General features: G+C 50.9%; 25 protein-coding genes and 1 tRNA gene. 9 read left to right on the top strand and 17 right to left on the bottom strand.

The genetic code is table 11. The features are described 5' to 3' along the window. Nucleotides 1-209: 209 nt before the first annotated feature. The 3 genes from VB712_RS05545 to VB712_RS05535 all read right to left on the bottom strand — a co-directional run bounded on the left by VB712_RS05545 (nt 210) and on the right by VB712_RS05535 (nt 2,974). Nucleotides 210-671 carry a HEPN domain-containing protein gene (locus VB712_RS05545; RefSeq protein ID WP_323252959.1) on the bottom strand — a complete coding sequence of 154 codons (462 nt, stop codon included), beginning with the start codon at nt 669-671 and terminating at the stop codon, nt 210-212. 6 nt (nt 672-677) lie between these two features. Continuing rightward, nucleotides 678-1,814 (bottom strand): DUF262 domain-containing protein, encoded by a 1,137-nt coding sequence (locus VB712_RS05540; protein WP_323252957.1) that lies wholly within the window; start codon nt 1,812-1,814, stop codon nt 678-680. A gap of 134 nt (nt 1,815-1,948) precedes the next feature. Continuing rightward, the gene (locus VB712_RS05535) at nt 1,949-2,974 is read right to left on the bottom strand and encodes an acyl-CoA dehydrogenase family protein (RefSeq protein ID WP_323252955.1); all 1,026 of its coding nucleotides are present in this window, start codon (nt 2,972-2,974) and stop codon (nt 1,949-1,951) included. A 95-nt stretch (nt 2,975-3,069) separates the two neighbouring features. Between VB712_RS05535 and VB712_RS05530 the strand changes: the two genes are divergently transcribed. After that, nucleotides 3,070-3,143 (top strand) — tRNA-Pro (locus VB712_RS05530). Nucleotides 3,144-3,208: 65 nt separating this feature from the next. Here VB712_RS05530 and VB712_RS05525 read toward each other — a convergent pair. Both VB712_RS05525 and VB712_RS05520 read right to left on the bottom strand, forming a co-directional pair. Next, on the bottom strand, nt 3,209-3,778 hold the full coding sequence (locus VB712_RS05525; protein WP_323252953.1) for a (2Fe-2S) ferredoxin domain-containing protein: 570 nt from the start codon (nt 3,776-3,778) through the stop codon (nt 3,209-3,211). A gap of 58 nt (nt 3,779-3,836) precedes the next feature. Next, nucleotides 3,837-4,091: an Asr1405/Asl0597 family protein gene (locus tag VB712_RS05520; protein ID WP_323252951.1), complete on the bottom strand. Its 255-nt coding sequence runs from the start codon at nt 4,089-4,091 to the stop codon at nt 3,837-3,839. A gap of 253 nt (nt 4,092-4,344) precedes the next feature. On the opposite strand from VB712_RS05520, the gene VB712_RS05515 reads away from it, so the two are divergent. After that, on the top strand, nt 4,345-4,887 hold the full coding sequence (locus VB712_RS05515) for a Dps family protein (RefSeq protein ID WP_323252949.1): 543 nt from the start codon (nt 4,345-4,347) through the stop codon (nt 4,885-4,887). A 191-nt stretch (nt 4,888-5,078) separates the two neighbouring features. On the opposite strand, the gene VB712_RS05510 is transcribed toward VB712_RS05515, so the two are convergent. The 5 genes from VB712_RS05510 to VB712_RS05490 all read right to left on the bottom strand — a co-directional run bounded on the left by VB712_RS05510 (nt 5,079) and on the right by VB712_RS05490 (nt 9,251). Next, a complete protein-coding gene (locus VB712_RS05510) occupies nt 5,079-5,858 on the bottom strand; it encodes a photosystem II S4 domain protein (RefSeq protein WP_323252948.1) in 780 nt (259 codons plus the stop codon). 111 nt (nt 5,859-5,969) lie between these two features. Beyond that, a complete protein-coding gene (ruvX, locus tag VB712_RS05505) occupies nt 5,970-6,413 on the bottom strand; it encodes a Holliday junction resolvase RuvX (RefSeq protein ID WP_323252946.1) in 444 nt (147 codons plus the stop codon). Between the two features lies 1 nt (nt 6,414). Continuing rightward, the gene (locus VB712_RS05500; protein ID WP_323252944.1) at nt 6,415-7,602 is read right to left on the bottom strand and encodes a GNAT family N-acetyltransferase; all 1,188 of its coding nucleotides are present in this window, start codon (nt 7,600-7,602) and stop codon (nt 6,415-6,417) included. A 171-nt stretch (nt 7,603-7,773) separates the two neighbouring features. Then, the gene (locus VB712_RS05495; RefSeq protein WP_416236259.1) at nt 7,774-8,913 is read right to left on the bottom strand and encodes a HigA family addiction module antitoxin; all 1,140 of its coding nucleotides are present in this window, start codon (nt 8,911-8,913) and stop codon (nt 7,774-7,776) included. Further along, nucleotides 8,910-9,251 (bottom strand): hypothetical protein, encoded by a 342-nt coding sequence (locus tag VB712_RS05490; RefSeq protein ID WP_323252941.1) that lies wholly within the window; start codon nt 9,249-9,251, stop codon nt 8,910-8,912. Before VB712_RS05490 ends, VB712_RS05495 begins: the two co-directional genes overlap by 4 nt. A gap of 212 nt (nt 9,252-9,463) precedes the next feature. Between VB712_RS05490 and rpmB the strand changes: the two genes are divergently transcribed. From rpmB to VB712_RS05460, 6 genes are all read left to right on the top strand, one after another. Continuing rightward, complete coding sequence (gene rpmB, locus VB712_RS05485; RefSeq protein ID WP_323252939.1) at nt 9,464-9,700, top strand: 50S ribosomal protein L28; 237 nt, start codon at nt 9,464-9,466, stop codon at nt 9,698-9,700. 78 nt (nt 9,701-9,778) lie between these two features. Beyond that, entirely contained in the window at nt 9,779-9,964 is a 186-nt protein-coding gene (locus VB712_RS05480) for a DUF3285 domain-containing protein (RefSeq protein WP_323252937.1), read from the top strand. Further along, nucleotides 9,964-10,431: an rRNA maturation RNase YbeY gene (gene ybeY, locus VB712_RS05475; protein WP_323252935.1), complete on the top strand. Its 468-nt coding sequence runs from the start codon at nt 9,964-9,966 to the stop codon at nt 10,429-10,431. The genes VB712_RS05480 and ybeY overlap by 1 nt, the downstream gene beginning before the upstream one ends. 303 nt (nt 10,432-10,734) lie before the next feature. Continuing rightward, the gene (locus VB712_RS05470; RefSeq protein WP_323252933.1) at nt 10,735-11,223 is read left to right on the top strand and encodes a diacylglycerol kinase family protein; all 489 of its coding nucleotides are present in this window, start codon (nt 10,735-10,737) and stop codon (nt 11,221-11,223) included. An 18-nt stretch (nt 11,224-11,241) separates the two neighbouring features. Continuing rightward, nucleotides 11,242-11,853 carry an aminodeoxychorismate/anthranilate synthase component II gene (locus VB712_RS05465; protein ID WP_323252931.1) on the top strand — a complete coding sequence of 204 codons (612 nt, stop codon included), beginning with the start codon at nt 11,242-11,244 and terminating at the stop codon, nt 11,851-11,853. Beyond that, on the top strand, nt 11,850-12,626 hold the full coding sequence (locus VB712_RS05460; RefSeq protein WP_323252929.1) for an MBL fold metallo-hydrolase: 777 nt from the start codon (nt 11,850-11,852) through the stop codon (nt 12,624-12,626). Before VB712_RS05465 ends, VB712_RS05460 begins: the two co-directional genes overlap by 4 nt. Here the strand turns inward: VB712_RS05460 and VB712_RS05455 are convergent. The 7 genes from VB712_RS05455 to VB712_RS05425 all read right to left on the bottom strand — a co-directional run bounded on the left by VB712_RS05455 (nt 12,623) and on the right by VB712_RS05425 (nt 20,312). Then, nucleotides 12,623-13,219 (bottom strand): hypothetical protein, encoded by a 597-nt coding sequence (locus VB712_RS05455; protein ID WP_323252927.1) that lies wholly within the window; start codon nt 13,217-13,219, stop codon nt 12,623-12,625. The genes VB712_RS05460 and VB712_RS05455 overlap by 4 nt on opposite strands. Next, nucleotides 13,212-14,129 carry an AAA family ATPase gene (locus tag VB712_RS05450; RefSeq protein WP_416236260.1) on the bottom strand — a complete coding sequence of 306 codons (918 nt, stop codon included), beginning with the start codon at nt 14,127-14,129 and terminating at the stop codon, nt 13,212-13,214. The genes VB712_RS05455 and VB712_RS05450 overlap by 8 nt, the downstream gene beginning before the upstream one ends. Before the next feature lie 161 nt (nt 14,130-14,290). Next, nucleotides 14,291-15,211, bottom strand: a complete 921-nt coding sequence (locus VB712_RS05445; protein WP_323252923.1) for a bifunctional riboflavin kinase/FAD synthetase — start codon at nt 15,209-15,211, stop codon at nt 14,291-14,293. 58 nt (nt 15,212-15,269) lie between these two features. After that, nucleotides 15,270-15,830, bottom strand: coding sequence for an alpha/beta hydrolase (locus VB712_RS05440; RefSeq protein ID WP_323252921.1), 561 nt, complete (start codon nt 15,828-15,830; stop codon nt 15,270-15,272). Nucleotides 15,831-15,913: 83 nt separating this feature from the next. Continuing rightward, nucleotides 15,914-18,151, bottom strand: coding sequence for an O-linked N-acetylglucosamine transferase, SPINDLY family protein (locus tag VB712_RS05435; protein ID WP_323252920.1), 2,238 nt, complete (start codon nt 18,149-18,151; stop codon nt 15,914-15,916). A 153-nt stretch (nt 18,152-18,304) separates the two neighbouring features. Continuing rightward, nucleotides 18,305-18,901, bottom strand: coding sequence for a type IV pilin-like G/H family protein (locus VB712_RS05430; RefSeq protein ID WP_323252918.1), 597 nt, complete (start codon nt 18,899-18,901; stop codon nt 18,305-18,307). A gap of 91 nt (nt 18,902-18,992) precedes the next feature. After that, complete coding sequence (locus VB712_RS05425) at nt 18,993-20,312, bottom strand: class I SAM-dependent methyltransferase (protein WP_323252916.1); 1,320 nt, start codon at nt 20,310-20,312, stop codon at nt 18,993-18,995. Nucleotides 20,313-20,416: 104 nt separating this feature from the next. Between VB712_RS05425 and ggt the strand changes: the two genes are divergently transcribed. Next, entirely contained in the window at nt 20,417-21,958 is a 1,542-nt protein-coding gene (gene ggt / locus VB712_RS05420; RefSeq protein WP_323252914.1) for a gamma-glutamyltransferase, read from the top strand. Nucleotides 21,959-22,057 lie beyond the last annotated feature (99 nt).

Below are 22,057 nucleotides of genomic sequence, written 5' to 3'. Positions count from 1 at the left end.
CTGAGAATATTTATCGAGGTAGAACCACCAAGGGAGAAGACCCCCGTGCCACCAACGCAATTTTGCGCTCATGGGGGTCAAGCAAATAAATCTGATCCTGACTTAACTGGAAAACGAGGCGATCGCCCTCCAAATGGGTTAAATACCTGACCTTCAAAAATGTAAGCGGTATTTTATTGTTAACTTACAGAATGTGAGATTTATTTAATTCAGATAATTTCGCACTGCTTCTGAATCAATTCTAAAAATTTTAAGACCTGCTTGTAATATTGTTCTACATTTGCCAAGGTAATACCTTGATTTCCACCATGAGCAACACTATGACGAATCGTAACTATACTGTCAACGGCATCACTCATTTCCATATCAACGCTTTCTAGTTCCGCTGCCCAACCTTCATTAAAGTCTCTTGCTAATTCAATAATATCTTTAACCCTTGGATTTTGAAATCTCTTCAATTTTCTAGTCACATATCTATGAACATCAGGGGATGCTTTCTTGCTTGTATATTGGTCATAACATTCACGAACTGTGATTTCAATAAACCCTGAAATTCGCACTGTAATGTAACGAGCAAAATCATTCTTGATTTCCAGATCATCAATTCTTTTGGCCTTATTAATGAGAGAATCAATTTTTGTTTTCCCTTGATGAAAGCTCTGAAGAGGCATACTATGCTAAGGAATAGACTGAAACTTTTTAGTAGCGAGATAAATTCTTGCTTGAACATTTTTGATATTAGTCATCTGCCGAGAGTTAATACTAGAAGCTAAAAAGTCTTCACTTTGTAGCAACTCATCATAGGCATGATTAAGACGAGACTTTTGTTCTATTTCTCCATTTTCAAGACGATGGGCAACACCCACCATGACAGCATCAAATACAGCAGCATGAAGCCCACGACGAGGACGAAAAGCTTTTATCCCAATGGCTTGGTAGATCGTGTTAATTGTCTTTTGAAAGACCTGTGTGATTTCAAGTGCTGAATATTTCTGTAAATTTCGATTGCTCATCATGAAATCATTCAAAAAATCTTTCATCGAGTTTTTGTATGAACTCATTGCAAAATATAATGCAGTAAATCGAAGAATGAGTTCACGATCTTTCATCCTTTTGCTAGGATCGGGTTTTCGAGAATTTTCTTTTCCCTGGAATATTTTTTGCCAAACTTCATATTTATTTAACTCATTCAAAAGCTGATTAAATTCTCCATAATAAATAGATGCTCTAATTTCTTGTGATAACAGTTGCGTTCCTCCAGTATTAAGGCGCTCAAAGATGTAATACATACTTGTACTAAATTCTTCTTTGGGTTCTTCTTGGCGCACAATTGTTGCGGGCAAAATAGAATCATCTAGTTGCCTTTGATCATTGGCAAGTAAAGTTGCATAGCTTTTTCCATCAAACTGTTCGGCAACATCTACCAAGAAAAAATCTTGATATTGATCTTCATTACTTTTAATAGGAAATTTCCCTTCATAAAAATACTGAAGTGTCTTGAGCCTTTGCTGACCATCAATAACAATGAGCCTATTTGATTTAGGTTCTTTTGCTAAAAAAATGCCCGGAACAGGCAAACCCAGTAACAATGATTCGATGAACCGGGACGCTTGTTCCTTTTTCCATACGTAGGAACGCTGAAATTCTGGTATATGAATATCTTGCCGTTGAATTCTTTTGACTAACCCATCCACTGGATAGTCAGCATTGTAACTCGTAATGGAATAGGAACTTGGTGATACATTTTCCTCAATATCTCCTTCTATCTTCTGAGAATTAGACTGAGTATCAGAGGAATGATGAATGTTTGACATCCTGGGACTCATAACTTGTAAGCTTATTTTTAATGATGAACATTTGTTTTGGTTGCAGGTTTATACTTTTTTTATTTTCATGATTTTGATAAGCAATATAAAAAAATCTTCTTTGTTTACCATCGTATCACACCCTACGGAATGTGAGTTAAAGTAGAATTATCCTCGGTGATCGCCCCCAGAATTCCCCCTAAAATCAGCGGCGTTTGCCCCGAAATTGTGAATATCATTAACTCCCGATAAAGCCGCTGGGCGGGATGATTCGGATCAATCGCCGCCCCCCGTGCAAAAGCGATCGCCCCCAACGTACAACGACCCGCCAAAGCGATCACCTCCCCCCGTAACCGATGGGGATCACCAACATCACCGCCCCGAATCGCCCCCCAACAATCCCGCCATTGCCCTTCTAAAACCTCCACCCCCGGACAACCCCCCATCAAATCCAACGCCCCCCCCGCTATCCCCAAGGGAAAAGCTGTACCCTTCAAAACATTTTCCCGATCCTTTTGCGCCATCCATTGGGGGGGATGGATCGCTAGGAGGCGATCGCCCCCCAAAAGATAATCATCAAACCGCCCACTCACCGTCTGCGTACTCGCCATTGCCACCATCGCCAGCGGCTCACTCAGCGTTAAACCCCCACCCGTCTCAAAGGGAATCAACCCAAACAACAGCCGACCATCGGGCAACGTCGCCCCAATCACCACCGCCTCAAAAATGCCCCAACCCGTCAACCAAGGAATCCCCCCTGTTAAACGATAGCCTTCAGAGAGAGGCAACGCTTGCAAGGCCGGTTCAGACCGTCGTAGGTGAGAATAGCCCACCCCCACGCCGATTTTTCCCTCACCCATCGCTGGGAGGTAGGCAGTTTTGAGCGCCTCCTGCTCCCCTTGGGCAATGAAAGCCGCCGCCGTTTGGTGCTGGGTTTGCAAAAAAGCGAGGGTTCCCGAATGACGGGCCAACGCCAATTGATAATCAAAAAAGGCCCCCTGACTCAATCCTTGGCCGCCCCATGGGGGGGAAAGGCGCAGCGTGAGCAGGTGGCGATCGCCCAAGGCCCGAAAACCCGCAAGGAGGGAGGAGCGATCGCGCTCCATGGCCTCAGGGCTAGGGGTGATCTCAGCAAAGGGAGGGGGGAAATCCACAGCAGCAGCAACCACAGGCAAAACAACGAACCCCTCTGGTATAGCAAAATTTCAGTTTAAAAAATTTGCCAATTTTCAAAAGCCTATGCTATGGTGGATAAGCACAATAACGGGGCGTAGCGCAGCTTGGTAGCGCACCACTTTGGGGTAGTGGGGGTCGTGGGTTCGAATCCCGCCGCTCCGATCCATCACCATCAACCAACATAACCCCAAAAAACCCCAGGTTTTCCTGGGGTTTTTTCTATCTTGCTATTTTCTTGATGCCGTCGGAGCTAGATGTTTATCCACTAGATCCGGAATTTCATGGTGCTTGACCTTGCTATATTTGGCCCGTTCTGGCAGAAATACCAAATTTGGCCCCTGTTTGCACTGTTTTAAGCAACCCGTGGGCTTGATCGTGATGTGATCCAGTTGGCGATCGCGCATTTCCGCCGCCAACACCTGGCACACCTGATCCGCCCCCCGTTTCCGACAACTGGATTTTTGGCAGACCAGAATTGTCGCAGGCTTTGTTTTAGCCGTCGATTTAGCCGTGGGGGCTGGGTGGGTTGTGGCATTCGCCCCCGCAAGGGTGACGGTTTCCGCCTTCAGCTTGAGGATCCCGGTTTGAAGCGATCGCCCTTGCTGGCCCGTAATCAACACCATTGCCCCCGGCTGAATTTGGGAATCAAGGGTCTTGCGGAGATCTTTGGCCACTTTGAACCAATATTCTCGGCCTTCCACCGTCACCCGTAAATACTTCAGTTTTGTCCCTTCGTGATAAATAAAGCCCAATAACGTACCTGTGCATTGAATCGGGGTTTTCGTGGTTTGCGACATTGGTTGTAAATGAGAAAAAATAACGACAAATTAAACGACAGAGCGAAAAAGCAGTGATCTAGGGCAACTGCCAGCAGGTTTTAAGGTAATCAATCAACGCCTGGCGGGAAGCCGTGAACTGTTGGAGCACACTCCAGCATTGCATGGCGGCCCCCGGACTACTAAGGGCGACCTGGAGGGGATGGTGATGGCTACACCAACAGTCGATTTCCAGTTCTCGGAGGCGAGCGTACACTTGCCAGCGATCGCTGGGATTAATGGCCAAGGTCAGAACTGTGGTGGGATGGGGGGCAAGACGATGACGGGGAGGCATAGGGCGATCTTAAAAGTAAGGTCAATGGGCAGTGCCACTGCCCTGGACAATTGCAAGGAACTTTAAAGTCAGTATAGCCATAAAACTAGACAAATGAGAACTATTAGCAATAAAATCTAGGCAGATTTCTAATCGAAGTCTAGGTTATAATCCCTTAAGTGCCGATACGCCTAGGGTTTCACTGATTTTCATCATGAAATTCCAATGCTGATCCGGCGCTCATCGGATTTTATTCTGGGAGAATACTTTTCAAATGACCACTAACAATCTCGTTCAGTCCTTCGGCACCGTCGGGGAAAATCCTGTCCTCCTGGATCCCAGCGTCACAACGCCGGTCTGTGAAGGGCTGAATATCCTCTTGTCTAGCTTCCAAGGGCTATATCTGCAATACCAAAAGCATCATTTTGTCGTCAATGGTGCGGAGTTTTACTCCCTCCATGCCTTCTTCAATGAGAGCTATGAGGCGGTACAGGGCCATGTTCATAGCTTGGGGGAAAGGCTCAATGGTTTGGGAGGCATTCCCGCCGCCAGTTTTGGCAAGTTGGCGGAACTCTGTTGCTTTACGCCGGAAGTGGATGGGGTGTTTAACTGCCGCGCTATGGTGGAGCATGACCTCGCCGCTGAACAGGCAATCATCCAAGTGCTACGCCGCCAAGCCGCCCAGGCGGAAAGTTTAGGCGATCGCGCCACCCGCTACGTCTACGAGCAAATTTTGCTAGAGACCGAAGAACGCGCCTATCACCTCGATCATTTCCTAGCCGCCGATAGCCTCACTTTGGGGTTTGTGGGTTCATAGGCTTAGGCGAAGCAGGATCCCCCCTGCCCCCCTTAAAAAGGGGGGTTCAAAAGTACACCCCCTTGTTAAGGGGGTCGGCGTAGCCGGGGGGATCCTCAGCTTAGGCGAAGCAGGATCCCCCCTGCCCCCCTTAAAAAGGGGGGTTCAAGAGTACACCCCCTTGTTAAGGGGGTCGGCGTAGCCGGGGGGATCTACACCAACCGCGTCAACTGCACCCGATAGCGTTCCTTTTTCGTGATCGCCACCTCCCCCACCTCTAGCCGGCCCTTGCCCCGCATCGCAATCAGATCCCCAGCTTGGACGTTATAGCTCGGTTGGCTAATATCTTTCCAATTCACCCGCACATCCCCGGCAGCAATGGCATCGGCCATCTTACTGCGGGACATGCCAAACCCGGCAGAGGCGATCGCATCTAACCGTAAAGAAGCCTCCACCGTCGTTAATTCTTTCCGTTTGGGGGGGCGAATCTTTAACTCACTCAACGCCATCGGTTGCGTTTTCACCGGCACAGACCGCACCTGCACCAAACTGGCACAGAAAAAATCCACCAACTCCGGCACTACAACGATCTGCGCCCCTCGTTCCCCCAAGACAACAATATCCCCCACCTTCTCCCGCGTAATCCCCGTTCCCAAAATCGAGCCGAGGAAATCCCGATGATCAGCGGGGTCAAAGAGAAAATTTCCCGCCACCTCCAAAGCCGCTAAAGCCACTTGTTCAGTATCAAGGGGTAACTCGGAGCGGGCGATCGCCAGCCGTTGCCTTTCCGCCTGGGGATATCCCCCCCAAGCCAAACCCGCTACTTCCGTGAGGCGACCTAAAACCCCTGTGGCCTCAGCCAAAACCGGCGGCGGCAAAAAATCCGTCACCACCACCTCCCAAGTCCGTACCGCTTGGTCGGCTTGATCTAAAACACGGGTTACGGCTTCGCGGTGTTCAACACCTTTGAGGAGGTCAGCTTTAGGGAACATGGGCAGTTAAGAGAAGGATGAAGGATGAAGGCAGAAGGCAGAAATGGAAATCTCTTTTAGCCTAGGGGTTCTGCCTTGCAGGCATGGTCAGGTGATTTGTGCCGTCGGGTACTACGAACGGGGATGAGCCAGGGTATAGCGGCGTTGATCGAGCCACTGTTGGAGGATAATCGCAGCGGCTTTGCGATCAATTAAACCTTTATTGTCCCGCAGCGAGAGTCGTTGTTGCTGCATTTGCGCCTCTGCTTCTAGGGAGGTGAGCCGCTCATCCATATAGTCGAGGGGTAAATCCAAGGCCCGGGCCAGGCGTTGGGCATAGTGCTGCACCTGTTGCGCCTGCTTGCCGATCGCCCCATCCATCGTATAGGGCAACCCCACCACCAACCGCTGCACCTGCCGCTCCTCCACCAACGCCTTAAACTCAGCCACATCCGCCGCAAAGGATTGGCGCACAATCGTCGTTAGGCCCGTGGCAATCAACCCCAAGCCATCACAACCGGCCACGCCGATGCGCTTGCGCCCCACATCCAACCCTAAAACCGAAAGCCTTTCCATCCTAGACTTGGGTTTCGGGGGGATGATTTTTCGGGGGTTTGGGGGGAGTTTCCCGTTTCAGGAATTTTGTCCAGGACATCCGCGTCGGGATCGGGGTGCGGGCGGGCTGTAGCCCGAGCATATCCTGGAGTTGTAACCCTTCGAGGGGTTTGGTTTCCCGGAGTTTGTGCCAAACGGAGCGGGACATTAACAGCGTATGGTGGCAGCGTTCCGCACCGAGGTTTTCAAAATATTCTTCCCGTTCGGTTTGGTAGTCCGCTGAGGTGATGTGCAGGGGTTGGCCGGGGACGGTTTGGGCGACTTTGGCCATTTGGGCCATCAGTTCCGGGTAGAGCCAGGTGTAGGCGGGATGAACGGTGAGGTCGGCGGTATGGGGCTTGTCACCTCCCCGATGCAATGTGAGGGCGAAATGGCCAATGGCGGCTTTACGTTGGGGTTCAAACACATAGCCGCTGACCACTTCCGTTTGCTGAACGGCGCGGTGAATTTTATTGGCGATCGCCCGCCAAACGGGGGTTTTAAAATCCTCCACATGGCGATCGAACACCTGCCGCAACAGCGGCGGCATTGATACGGTATCCAATTGGTAGAGCAATTGAGCATCGGCATTCCCCACCGGCAACAGATTGGGGAAAGAGGGTTCATGGTGGGCGATCCGCTCTAGGGCAGCGGGGGGAATTGACCAGGATGTCACCTGAGCCAGGGGTTGAAACCCATTTTGGCGATAGAGGGCCAGGGTGGATTTATCCTGAATATTCACCTCCAGCACCCAAGTCCGGGCCTCCCAAATCGCCTCGAAGCAATGGCGCAACAGTTGGGAGCCGGTATCTTTCAGGTTCAGTCCTGAATGAATCGCTTGGGTGGCAGCATCCACCATCACCTGCTCCACACGCCAAGTGGTGCGGCTGCGATTAAAGGGGGAAACATGGATCATGCCCCGCAGTTGGTTATCCTGCTCCGCCACATAGAAGCAAAATTGATGGCGAATCAGGTTGGGGAAGAGGCGCAGGACGTTGAGCAGGCCAAACCACTGTTGAAATTGAGTGAGTTTACCGTGAATTTTTTGCCAATCTTCAAGGCGGGATTCATCCCAAACCCGTTGCGCCAGGGTGGCGATCGCCTCTATATCCCGCATTTGCAGCGGTCGGATCGTCGGTGGCGCATAGCCTAAGGGCGCACGGGTTTTCATAGGACTTCACCAAATTTTGACAACAGGGGGGTTAACTCTAGATCTTAACCGATCTTTCCCAAGGGTTGACAATGGCGATCACCGCAGTCCTGTATATGGGGGAGATCGTCCCGATCATGCCCAGTGATCTTGATGATGAGATACAGCCCCGCTGAGATGAGCAAACAGCTATCAAGATCGCTGGCGATCGCCAAACCGATCAACCTCTGTCGGAATCTCAATCTTCTGCTTAAATTCATTCATCCATGTCATGGAAATTCTTTTATCATGCTGTAATCGACCCACCACAATTGCCGGATGAATCCCCAACATTGCTGCAAACTTTGTAACAGCATCTTTGGTTTTTAAGTCAAGAAGTTCTGCATCATACTCAGATGGAATCAGAAACGTCTTAGCCCATTGATTTGCTTCTCTCTCTTGTTGAGATTCAAGCTTCTCACCTTGCTCCCAATCATCTAAAAAAATGTCTTTTTTCTGATCAGCATGGAGTAAAATATGAGCCACTTCATGGAAAAAGTTAAACCAAAATTTATCATTGGTTTTTCCATAAAATGAGAGCTGAATTAAAGGCTTATGAAGATTTAGCCAGCGAGCAACCCCACTGGTACGGGCGCGGGGAACAGAGGGAACAAAAACCAAAACAACCCCAGCACTCCAGCAAAGTTGCTTGATTGTTGGCAAAAACTCCACTGGCTCTAAAACCGTTAGTTTTCGGAGTTCCTGCACCGCTTTTTCAAACTTAGCCTTTTGATATTTAGGGATCTGTAGCTCTTCAGCCGCAATTTCTCCCTGCCTTAGCCAAGCTGATATCGCCCCGACATCACATTGATCATGGCGAGTTTTCCGAAACAACGCTTGCATCCCGACATAATGTTTTTGCCAATCATCGGGAGAAGCAACACCAAAAAAAGTGAGGAGATCTTTAACCACCGTGGGTTTATGCTTCGCATCCAATCGGCACTTGGGAATAACGCCTTGATCCATCAGATCCTTAACGGGTAACTGATCCAACCAATCTACCCAAGATAGAAGCAGACTTTGTTCTTCAATCTTGGCAACCTCAGCCCGGTATTGAGCTTCACGATTGAGCCAAAACACAGCGTTGCTGCCCAAGACTCGCTCCAGTTTCAAAGCAGTATCCTCAGTGATGGGGGCCTTGCCATTGATCAGTTGACTAATGTGCTTAGTGGTGTAGCCCAAACGCTCTGCAAGTTGCGCCTGAGTCCAGTCCCGCTCTTCGAGGAGGTCGGCAATGGTCTCCCCAGGTGGTGAAACCCAATCTGGGGAAAAAGCCTGCAATGTATTCATCATGATTGCCCTCTTTTGTGATAATCCTCGATCGCTACAATGCAAACCTGTGTTACCTGGCTCCAGTCAATGCTGCCATCATCCTGTTTAGGGATGGGTTTGTGATCAGCGACAAAAACTAACCGCTGTGGATGCGCCAGATCTAACGCAAACTCTCCTTCTCGATCCCCTAATAGAGGGTGGGGCCGCCCGGCACATAAGTCTGTTACCACTGAGGCAGCCTTAAGATCCGCTAGTCGAGAGCGCAACTTTTTGGCCATCTGGGTTCCCAGCTTCTTTTGCGCTAGGCTTGACTGTTCACACAGGGCTTTTAGCTTTTTATCTTTAAAGCTAATTTCCATACAAGTGTTCTAGTAAAACTTTAGCATATTAGTAAAAAAATTTACCATATTGGTAAATTTTTTTGATTAGATCCAAAGGTTTTCATGATCTGCGGCACTGTATCCAGGTTTTTAGCGAAAGGTGTGGCGGGATTTTGACTAGGCATCAGATGGCGAGAGTGTTAAACTGGGAAGTTGCTGCTTAGAACTCAACCCAAGCTCAGGAGGTTCCCATGTCTCGTCGCTGTCAACTCACCGGCAAAAAGGCCAATAACGCCTACGCCGTCTCCCACTCCCACCGCCGCACCAAAAAACTCCAGGAAGCTAACCTGCAATGGAAACGGATCTGGTGGCCCGAAGGTAATCGCTGGGTGAGAGTGAAACTCTCCACCAAAGCCCTCAAAACCGTTCAAAAACACGGTTTACAGGCCGTGGCCAAGGAAGCCGGCCTCAACCTCAACAAGTTTTAACTCTGCTCCACTCCTTCGCACAATCCTCCAAAACCTTGGGGGATTTTGCCATTGATCAAAAATCCGCCCTTTTTTCCCATGGCAGAACCCCAAGCCCCCGAAACGGTTGAAACCCCTGAAGCACCCCCAGAAGAGCAGGCGAGCTACGTTAAGTTAGCCATGCGCAATATGGTCAAAAAACGGGGTACATCCTTGAAACATTTTTTCCTTTCCACCATGGGCCTGTTGGGGTTATTGATTGGCTTGGCCTACCTGACGCGCTGATGGATGTTACGGTTAATCTCCAAGACCCCCAGGGTTTGAGTCCCATTGACCCGGAACAATGGGAACCTTGGTTGCGGCTCTGGTTTGAGGCTTTGGGGGGAAGCTTGCCCCTGGCATCGGCCTATGAGTTGAGCCTCGGATTTACCGATGATCGGGAAATTCACCAATATAATGCCCAGTATCGGGGGGTCGATCGCCCCACCGATGTACTGGCCTTTGCGGCGTTAGAGCAGGGTTTTATCCCCCCGTTGCCGCCGGGAGAGCCTTTAGATTTGGGGGATGTGATCATTTCCGTGGAAACGGCCCAACGGCAGGCGATCGCCCAAGGCCATTCCCTCAGTCAAGAATTAATCTGGCTCACCAGTCACGGCGTTTTACATCTCCTCGGCTGGGATCACCCCGATGAGGAACAATTGACCGCCATGTTGGCCCAACAAACTGCCCTGATCGCCCTGATCGCCCCCTAAAACCCTTCTCGGCGGGGAATGCGCCGGCAATGCCGATGTCGAAAATCACGCCAAGCCTTGATTTGCCTAGGATTGCCCCCCTCTACATTGGGGGGCGAGGGGCATCACCCCCCTCGCCAAGAAGCCCCCAAGACGCTATTTGTCCAATGAAAACATCGAAGGGGGGACAATTGATGTTAGAACAGTGGACGGTAGGGGAATGAGCAGGCAACCACCCTTGAGTTCAACAGCAATCCTTTTATTGACGATTACGCCCTTGACTGGCTCCATTCCTCTGCTGATTGTCCTCCTTGAGTGAAGGTCATGACCCTTAATTCCCATCGTCCGCCCCAATGCGATGTAACCCCTGTTCCGTCGCTCTATATTGCTATGCCTCCCCGTAGTTCTAAACCCCGTCAGTTTGCTTGGCAAATTGCCCCTAACCTGTGGCTCAGTTTTCGCTATGCCTGGGCAGGCATTCACTACGCCTTTAAAACCCAGCGCAATTTTCGGATTCATACGGTGATTGCCAGTTTAGCGGTAATTTTGGGGGTGGGCTTGGGGGTGAGTTCCATTGAGCTTGCCATTGTGGCCCTAACCTGTGCTTTGGTGATGGTGCTGGAATTATTGAATACCGCCTTAGAATCGGTGGTGGACTTGACGGTGCAACAGAATTATCATGAATTGGCGAAAATCGCGAAGGATTGTGCAGCGGGGGCGGTGTTGGTGGCGGCGATCGCCTCAATCTTGGTCGCGGGTCTGATTCTTGTGCCGCCCTTATTGGCCCTCACCCTCACCCTATTTTCACGTTAAACAGAAGGAGAACCGTTTTTGCTGCTGGTTATTGACAATTACGACAGCTTTACCTACAACCTAGTGCAGTATTTAGGGGAACTGGGGCGCGAGTTTCCCGTGGCTCAACAGATCCGGGTTGTGCGCAATGATCAAATTGATGTGGCGGGGATTGGGGCGATCGCCCCCGATGGCATCGTCATTTCACCCGGCCCTGGCCGCCCCGATGATGCGGGCGTTTCCTTGGCGGTGATTCGGGAGTTAGGGCCAAAAATTCCCATTCTTGGAGTCTGTTTAGGCCATCAAAGCTTAGGGCAAGTCTTTGGCGGCAACGTCATTTCTGCCCCCCGCCTGATGCATGGCAAAACCTCCGACATCCATCACAACGGCCTCGGCATTTTTGCGGGCTTACCCAACCCCATCGCCGCCACTCGCTACCATAGCTTAGTGGTGGAGCGCTCCAGTCTCCCCAGCAGCTTGGAAATTACCGCCTGGGTGGAAGATGGCACGATCATGGGCCTACGCCATCGGGACTACCCCCACCTCGAAGGCGTACAATTCCATCCAGAAAGTGTCCTCACCCCTATGGGTAAGACACTCCTGCGTAATTTTTTAAGCTCATTGCCCCTTAAAACTCTCTCAAATTCATGAAGCGAAGCACCTTTCTCCGCTATCTCGGAGCCACTGCCCTAGGCACTTTCGGCCTCCACCATAGCCTCACCGCCCCCGCCGCCGAAGCCCAAGGGGCTGGCCTAGCCATCCAATGGTTTGGCCACACCTCAGCCCTCTTCACGGGCAATGGCCAACGGATTTTAGTCAATCCCTTTCGGGCCTTGGGCTGTACCGCTGGATTTCGTGAACCCGTGCCTGCGGTGGATTTTGTCTTGATGAGTAGTCGCCTGTTGGATGAAGGTGCGCCTTCCCCCAATTTGCCGGGCAATCCTCGCATTCTCTTTCAAGCAGGGGCCTATACCCTCAATTCCCGGCGCTATGAGGGCATTGCCGTCCCCCATGACCGCCTTGAAGGTCGTCGCTTTGGTATGAATGTGGTGTGGAAATGGCAACAGGGGGGTATTAACATCCTCCACATGGGGGGAGCCGCTGGCCCCATTGGTTTAGAGCAACGGATTCTGATGGGACGGCCGGATCTGGCCTTTGTGCCTGTGGGGGGTGGCCCCAAGGCCTATAACGCGGAAGAGGCCCTGGCCGCCATTAATGCCCTCAACCCCAAAATTGTCGTCCCCACCCATTACCGCACCGCCGCTGCCGATGGCAATGCCTGCGAGATTGACGGTTTAGATCGGTTTCTCAGCCTTGTGCCTGGGGAGCAAGTCACCCGCATTAGCGGTCAAACCCTGACGCTCACGGCGGCCAATTTACCCCCATCGGGCCCCCGCTTTTACGTCTTCCGCGACCCTGTTTAAAGCCCCAACTCCCAGCCGGGGGCGAGGGTGCGGTAATCATAATCACTGGCTTGGGGATGACAAACGCTACAGGTTTGTACCGTGATGCGATCGGGGCAATTTATTCCCGCTAGGGTGCGGCAACTTTCGGCAACTTTGGGATGGAGGGCGCGGAAAAACCGGGAGCTACTGACTTGAGTGGGCAGGGTTTCGCGAATTTGGGCGTTGCGGGATGTGGCTCGGATGTAATCCCACATCAGGCGAATATCAATATTGGAAAGGGCGCGAATATCGCCGTGGCTTTGGCGCAGATTCACGCCAAAATGCTGCTCTGGCCGTTGGATTAACTCTTCCCACCGTTCCCGGGGCAAGAGGGCGGGGGGAATGGCCACATGGCAACTGCCGCAACGCTCCACATAAACCTGTTGCCGGAGGGTAAATTCCGGGGGTACGGGGTCGAGGGCTTTCACGCCTTGGGCAAGGGCGGGGGCGGTTTGGAGGGCGATCGCCAACCCAAATCCGATCGCCATCCCCCCCAGCAAGAGCAACCCCACCGTTTTCCAGGGGGAAAAACGGCGGCCCCATTGTTGTAATTTTTGTAAAAAGTTAAGCATCATCCACTGGCACTTTATCTGAATTGATCAACCGTTCAATAATGGCCCGGCCTTGTTTCCCCCCCGCTGGAATAATCCGATGGGCTAAAACGTAGGGCGCTAAATCTTTAATATCCTGAGGGTCAACGTAATCCCGCTGTTCAATTAAGGCATAGGCTTGGGCAGCCCGTTGGAGGGCAACGGTTCCCCTTGGACTGACTCCTAGGGTAATCTCCGCATCAGCCCGCGAGGCCCGGACTATCCTGAGGATATATTGTTGCAGTTCTAACTTGATGGTGATTTGACGCGCTGCGGCTTGCAGTTCAAGGACTTCCTCCGGGCTAATGCAGGGCTGCAATTGATCCACCCCTAAAAATTGGTGACGTTGGAGCATTTGCAATTCTTCCGCTTCCGTGGGGTAGCCGAGGGATAAGGCCAGGGTGAAGCGATCCATTTGGGCTTCAGGGAGGGGGAATGTGCCTTGATATTCGATGGGGTTTTGGGTGGCAATCACGAAAAAGGGATGAGGGACGGCGCGGGCGTTGCCGTCGATGGTGACTTGTTGCTCCTCCATCACCTCTAAGAGGGCGGATTGGGTGCGGGGGGTGGCGCGGTTGATTTCATCGGCTAGGAGGATGTTAGCAAAGGCGGGGCCGGGGAGAAATTCAAATTCGCCGCTACTGGGGTTCCAAATATTTGTGCCGGTAATATCGGTGGGTAAAAGGTCGGGGGTGCATTGGATGCGCTGAAATTTGCCGTTAATGGAGCGGGCCAAAGATTTCGCCAAGAGGGTTTTACCCACGCCGGGGACATCTTCGAGCAAGGCATGGCCACCACTGATCAGGGCCACCAAGACGAGGCGAATCGCTTCATCTTTACCGACGATCGCCTTGGCTAAATTGGCTTTTAAACGGGCAATGCGATCGCTCATCGCGGTAGAAGCATCAAACATCAGGTCACTACTCATAGAAATTGCGCGGTTTGCGTTGTTGCTGATCTTGCCACGACTACAAGGTTAATGGTCAGGTTTGCGGATAAGCGCGTCGGGGCGAAAAATTTAGGGCGAAAAATTTTTCGCCCCTACAGGGGGGGTTAAACCCGCGCCCCTTGGCAGTCGGCGGCAATTTGGGCTTTGAGGGCAGCGAGGGAGGGAAATTTTTGTTCGGGACGGAGGAATTTATCGAGGTACACCGTCAGTTTTTGACCATAGAGATCGCCAGTCCAGTCGAGCAAATGCACTTCTATCGTGCGCTGTAATTCTCCCCCTACGGTAGGCCGGCGGCCAATGTTCATCACGCCCAAGAGCGGGGATTTTCCTAAGCAATCCCCCACCACCTCAACGCGATAAACCCCATGGCAGGGCAAGAGCTTATGATCGGGGACTTGTAAGTTAGCGGTGGGGAAGCCGAGGGTACGGCCCAATTGTTGCCCCTGAACGACGACCCCTTGGAGGGCATAGGGGCGGCCCAATCCAGCGGTGGCGCTGGCAATATCCCCCTGGGCGAGGGCCTGGCGAATGGCGGAACTGCTGACCCGTTCTGAGCCTTGGCAATGGAGGGGGGTGATCAGGACTTCGCAACCGTGGGGGGAGGCGATCGCCCTTAATTCCGCCGCTGTACCGGAGCGATCGCGCCCAAAACAAAAATCTGCCCCCACCGCCACCCGTCTCGCTTGCAATTGGGCGATTAAAATATCTTCGACAAAGGCTTGGGGGCTGAGGTGAGCGAGTGCTTGGGTGAAGGGGAGTAAAACTAACTGCTCAATGCCAAAGGCCTCCAACTGCTGCACTTTTTCATCTAATGGCGTGAGCAGGGGGCGACGTTGGCCGGAGAAGAATTCTCGCGGATGGGGGTCGAAGGTGACAACGGTAGAGATCAGTGGGGAATTTTCCCCCAAGGCCCCCCGCGTGATCGGAGCCATGACGGTTTGATGCCCTCGGTGGAGGCCGTCAAAGTTACCGAGGGCTAGGGCAGTTGGGGTTAGGGCTTGTTGGGTCGAAGAAGTAATCCACACGCTTTACATTTTGACACAATTGCCGCCCTGGATCACTTTTTTCTGGAAAACCGATGGCTTAAAAGCCTAAAGCACTGAGGATAGATTGAACGGTTTCGAGGCGATCGCCCACGGATTCAAGCAAGGGGCGGGCCTTCTGTACTGCTTCAACCAACTTCATCCCATCTACATACATCTGGTCATGGGGATAATTTTCCATCACCTCCAGCAGGGAAAGCTCACCATCCAGGGCAGAATTCCCCAAGGTGGTACGCAGAGCGGGGACTCGTTCAGCTTCGTTATTGGGGTGAATAATTTGCCCCAGTTCGGTTAAGGCGTTTTCGCCTTGGCTGGTTTGCAAGGCCCCTTGAATGACGAGGCTATTCACGGGAACAGTGCGTTTGAGGGCGGTTTGGAGCGTGGCGGGGCTTTGCTGGCTTAACCCCACCAATAGCCCCAAGGCGGGGGATTGTTTGCCGGTTTCGGCAAATTCGGCTAAGTCGGCAACGGGGATGGAGTGGCGGAGAAAGCCATAGGTAATCACGACTTCTTCGGCGGCTTGGGCGGCGGTGGGGAGCAAGAGGGCGGTGGTGATGAGGCTAGCGAGGGCGAGCGATCGCACCGTGGAAAAATTGATCATGATCATCTGTGGGTAGAGAAATAGGGGGTAGTTGAGGGCAGGGGATTGCCTTGGGCTGCCTTTGATGATGACGGAAAATGTCTTTAAAAAGATGCTTTTCCATCCAGTTCTTCCACTGGCTGACCGGCTAGATAGTCCGCCCACATTTGTTCATAGGCGGCTTCCATATGGCTGGCAAATTGTCGCCCATTCCAGAGGGGGGCGGTGCGGCGGGCGGTTTGGAGTTTTTGGTGGACGCTCTGGCGCAATTCGGGATCTGTGCCGTAGCGGATGCCCCATTGAACATATTCTTGGGCGTTGTGGGCGATGCCTTCGGTGACTCCGGCGTTGATCAGCATGGTGTAGCTGTTGCGGGCGGCGAATTGTTCGCCCACTCTCGTTACCAGGGGAATCCCCATCCAGAGGGTTTCCATGGTTGTGGTTGCGCCGTTGTAGGGGTAGGTATCGAGGACAATATCAGCGATGAGCATATTGGCGCGGTGGGTGGGTTCGCTGTAGTCTACGGCGAGGAATTTGAGGCGATCGCGCTCTACGCCTACTTCATCGGCAAGGTTTAAGAAGGCGCGTTCCATGTCTTCGGTGTCGTTGGAGCCTTTGATTAAGAAATAGCTCCCCGGTACAGCTTTGATAATTTCCAATTGGAGGCGCATCGTATCGGGGTGGCGTTTGTAGCCCTTTTGGACGCTGTAGTAGGCGATCGCCTCTGGTGGAATCTCTAAATCCTCGCGGCGTAAGGTGGGCAAGCCGACTTCAAAGCCATCGCAGGCAATATAACTCTGGGGCAACCGCACAATTTTTTCATGGTAATAATCTTGAGCATTGGCGGGTAAGACATGATCATCGGCAATAAAATAATCAATGGTGGGAATCCCGGACGCATCCCAACCCAACCAAGTAACCTGAATCGGAGCAGGTTTGAGCATCACCACACTACAGGTCGTATCAACGGTAATGCTATCCAGTTCAATTAAAATATCAATTTCATCCTCAAAAATTGCATCGGCTAAATCCTTAACATTTGTCGATTTAAATGCCGTTTTTACACGACTAATATACCAATCTTGCAAAGATTCCTGATGGGTTGGCATTGTCACTAAATAGGCATAAAGATCATACTTTTCTGGATCATGATGTTCAAATAAACCACGGGCCAACCACCCCACAGAATGGCGACGCAAACAAAAAGAAAGATAGCCAATTCTCAGCTTGCGATGAGGATCACGACCCTTTAAACGTTCCTGATACCCTTGGTAATACCGCGTTTGACGTTCGGCAGCATGATGGGCTGTGTTTTCTGCACAGACTTGATTAATTTGCTGGAGGAGGCGATGGGTTTGAGCAGGCTGATCCGCAAAATACGGCGCAAAAAAATAACTGTTAAATAGACGCGCAATTTGCTCTAGGGTAAGATCTTGGGGCCGCACCTGTACAAATTCATGCAATAATGTTATTTGCTCTTGAAAAACTTTTGTACTTTCCTCCCACCTCCCTCCAGTAATGACCAAAGCTTTTAACAGTGTTTTGAGTCCATCAATGCGATCCGCTAGAGTGGTCACTAATTCAAGGTGCTGTTTTGCTGCTTCAATTCCTTTATGGTATTGATCCCCATTTTGATAAAATTCAGCCCGCGATGCGGTTAATTCTGTATTATTAGGATCTAACTTTAGGGCTTCTTCACATAATGCTGCGGCAATTTCGGGTTGATATTGAATATAGCCAATATTTTTAGCAGATTGTCCTAGAAGGTTTGCATATTCTGTTTGATAACTAGATTGCTTAAAACAAGGAATACTTAAGGCAACAAGCTCTAAAAGTTGTTCATGGGTAGGATCAATGTTAAGGATTTCTTGAATCACTGCCATGAATAAAAAATGATCAAAAGAGGTTTGATTTTGTTCAATTAGGGTTAAAAGATTGGCTTGATTTAGTTTTTCACTGGCATAGGTTTTTGCCTGTAAATGGAGGCGCAAAATTTGTAAATTGTTTTCGAGAGAATTGGGGAAAAGCTCTTGAATCTTTTCGCGAATCTTTAAACTTTTTTCACTAGCTTCTAATTTAATTTCTTGATAAAATGCTTCTTCTTTCAGTACGGTAATGAGTTCATTTTGCCATTCTTCAACTTCTTCAGACTCTCCCCCCCACATTCCCATTAACCAGGTTGCTTCCGCTTGCTCACTTTGACCAATAAGTAGTAAAACTAAACCTAAATACCAATAATTCCTTTTTATATCTGGATTAGCTTGAATTGCAGATTCATAGGCTGAAATAGCCTCACTATATTGGCCAGTTTGATATAACGCTTGAGCATTGAGCGAAGCCATAGCAAATTAACACAACAGTTTTTACTAAAAAAACAAAGGTGAGTTGCATTTACAACTCACCTCGAATCTTGCCGTTTAACCCAACAAGAGCAATGCTACATTTAACAACACTGCTCCTCTGAGGTTAATAATTAGGCTAATCCTAAGCAAGACTTATGTCCCCAGATCTTTCCAACTTGCCCCACCAACTGCGGGTAACTTGGTACAATCCAGTTCTGCTGGTCCAGTACTACCAGGAGCATCCTGAGAAGCGGGAGCACCCACCTTGATCGATTCACAAAGTTTGGCGGATGTCGTTGATTCTCCATCCTGGTTACCAGTACCAGCGAAGAGAGTAGCAACAATCCCTACATAGGATTTCAGAGCAGGCTTAATGGGAGTTGCGTAAATACGAATTGCTTGGGAACCAATGGTTGCACCAGCAATTTGGACAGTTCCCCCTGTAACCATCTTGTATTGATAGTTAACCGTCTGGCTTTGAATCCCTAAACCAAGCGCTTGAATATCACTGGTAAACCCTTGAGTTTCCAGGAATGCAGCTTGTTGACCACGCATCAGAGCGCCGATGTTGTTCCGGGCTTCAGATTGCTTGGCTTTGTTGGCTTGACCGAGGAGGGAGGGAAGGGCAATAGCTGCCAAAATCCCGATGATGATGATTACAACGAGCAGTTCGATCAGGGTGAAACCCTCATCTTCCTTGCGAGTGCTGTTGAGATACTGTAAAAATTTGGCTTGAAATTCAGGCTTCATAAGTCCTCTTCCTTTAACGCTTCTGGGGGTTCTGTGTGTAACATACCCAGATCCACAGCCTACTCTATCATCACCCGCCATTTTTTTATCCTCAGCGGGCCAAAAACAGATAACTCCCGGCTTCTAGGTTTGTGAGGGCCGATTGTACTAATGCAAATGCACTCTCAAAGGGGATCGGTTCTAGAGTGGTTGGCTCAATGGGGTGGAGTTGTTGCCAACGCTCCACTAACGCCTGCACCGGCTGCGGTTTTTCTAACAACGGCAAAAACAACGTCCCGGCAATGGTCGCATCCACCAACGCCGAGATTCCCACCCCCGGCAAAAAACGACTGACTTCAAAAGGGTTCAAAACCGCCAAACACCGCTCCAACTCTGCCCGGAACGCTGCTGTATTCAGTTGCGGCTGAAGATACACCGTTGCACCCGCCCAATCATCCTCCGTCCAGTCCTCAATTCCTGGCCCGGCGGGTTCCGCCTGGGGATGGCCGCACCAAATATCCAAAAGCCGGTTCATCGGATGGAATAATTCAATCAGCGTCAGTTGATCCTCAAGCGTCGATTCAGGGAGAGCCAATTCCCAAAATACGGGTAAATTATCGGGATCCTTAAACAAGCTGAAAATATCCCATTTCCGCCATTCGACCATACTAAAAAATTCTAACTGCGCTTGGCGGAGAAATTCAAAAACCTCAGGCACAGAAAAACCGCGATCGCCTACCAATAAGTGATTCGCTAAAATCGCCTCCTTGGATACCTTAACCTTGTCCCAATTGGTCAGTTGCTTCAACATGACATGATCATGCATCGCATCAAAGGTATCCTTAACAATATTCACCTCATCATCTTCAGGATTCCCCTCCATTAACCCCATAAATTGAAAAATCTTCTGAGAACGGAGCATCATACTACGACCATAAAGGCTATGGAGGTTAAACCGTAAAATTCCCTCCGGCTTTAAAACCGAGCGCATCGCATTCAGGCCACCCACCTGATCCGGCAATAAATATAAAACCTCATCACAGTTAATATAATCAAACTGCATCCCTAACTGTTCAATTTCCTCCAGCGGCAACACATGAAATTCTGCATCCTCAATGCCATGGTATTGCAACCGCTTTTTCGCAAACTCTACCGATTCGCTCGAAATATCCACCCCAACAATTTTCGCCCCCGGATTAGCATGGGCCAACGCCAACGCCTTAAACCCACTCCCACAGCCCGCATCTAAAATTAGCTTTCCCGCCGTTTCAACCACCTGCCGCCGACAGTAATAAAAAGCCGTCATCATGTTATGCACATAGAGCGCTTCCGGTTTGTCCTGATAGGAATCTTCAACGGGAATACTCGGATAGGGGCAATGGTCGAATTGGCGGCGAATGCGCTCAAGGAATTCAGGATCGGGGACTGACATAGAAAAATCGGGATGTATCTCGTTGGTATTGTAGCGAAGGGGGGCAATGATCTCAGCTTAATCCCCCTGTGGCACAATCGAAACAGCCAAATTTAAGGAACGCTATGGGCAAAACCAGGGGGGCGATCGCCGCCGGCCATCCCCACACCGCCGCCGCCGGCCAAACCATCTTTGATCAGGGGGGCAACGCCTTTGATGCGATCGCCGCCGCCATCCTCACCGCCTTCGTCGTCGAACCCACCCTCACCTCCGCCGCTGGGGGCGGCTTCTGTCTTGCCCATCCCGTAGACAAACCGCCAATCCTCTACGACTTCTTCACCCAAACCCCCCAAGGGGCCAAACCCCTAGCGGATTTGGATTTTTACGAAATGGCCGTCAACTTTGGCGATGCCGTCCAAGCCTTCCATGTCGGCCTCGGAGCCATGGCCACACCGGGCAACTTAGCCGGAGTCTGGACAGTCCAGCAGGAATTAGGCTGCTTACCCTTTGCCGAAGTCGCCCAGCCCGCCATCGAAGCCGCCCGCAATGGCGTTCCTGTTAGTCCATTTCAGGACTTTTGTATTAATACCGTCCTCGCCCCCATCTTGCAGGCCCGGGCCGAATGCCGCCAGATCTATGCCCCCCAAGGGCGGCTGTTGCGAGCAGGCGAATTATTTTTACAAAAAGACTTTGCCAATACCTTAGAAGCCATTACCCATCAAGGCATTGATCTCTTCTATCGGGGCGATATAGGGGCGCAATTAGTAGCAGACTGTGCCACAGGGGGCGGTTATCTAACAATGGCGGATTTAGCCGATTATCAAGTGATCCGCCGCGCTCCCCTGCGCTTTAACTATCGCGGCCATACCCTGCTCACCAATCCCCCCCCCAGTTCCGGCGGCGCATTGCTCGCCTTTACGCTCCAGTTGTTGGCCCAAACGGATTTAGGGGCGATGCCTTGGGGGAGCGTCGGCCATCTTGAAGCCCTGATCACCGCCATGCAGTTAACCAACCAAGCCAGGAGCGATGGCTACGATGCCCATATTCACGACCCCGATATTGCCGCTCAATTTTTAGGGGCTGATCATCTCGCCCCCTACCTAGCCGCCATGGCCAACGGCTTGAATAAATGGGGCAGCACCACCCATATCAGTGTGATGGATCAATGGGGCAATGCCGCCAGCGCCACCACATCTAACGGCGAGGGATCGGGCTATGTCATCCCCAACACGGGGATTATGGTTAACAATATGCTCGGCGAAGCGGATTTAAACCCCCAAGGATTCCATCAATGGCAGCGCGATCGCCGCCTTTCTTCGATGATGGCCCCAACGATAATTTTGGAGGGGGAAACGCCGATCCAGGTTTTAGGATCCGGGGGATCGAACCGGATTCGCACCGTCTTAACCCAGGTGATTGCCAACTTATTGGATTTTGGCATGGGGATGGAAGAGGCGATCGCCCGCCCTCGCCTCCATTGGGAAGCGGATTTTCTCAACTTAGAACCGGGGTTAGAAGCCGGATTAGCCCTATCCCCCCCCGCCCAACGATTGCAATGGCAGGCGGAAAATATGTTTTTTGGCGGCGTTCATGGTGTAGCGCGGGATACTCAGGGGCAATTGTTCGGGGGAGGCGATCGCCGTCGTGGGGGGGCATTTTTAGCCTAGAAACATAGCGAAAGGCGAAAGGCGTTGGTTATGATTGGGAATGTGCGGTTTATAAACCGTGATCGATGAGCCGATGGCATCACCACGATGCCATTGTTG

The organism is Spirulina sp. CCNP1310, from assembly GCF_034932185.1.
Lineage (GTDB): Bacteria > Cyanobacteriota > Cyanobacteriia > Cyanobacteriales > Spirulinaceae > Spirulina.
Note: the sequence above shows the minus strand (reverse complement) of the source record. Positions and strands in the feature narration are given on the sequence as shown.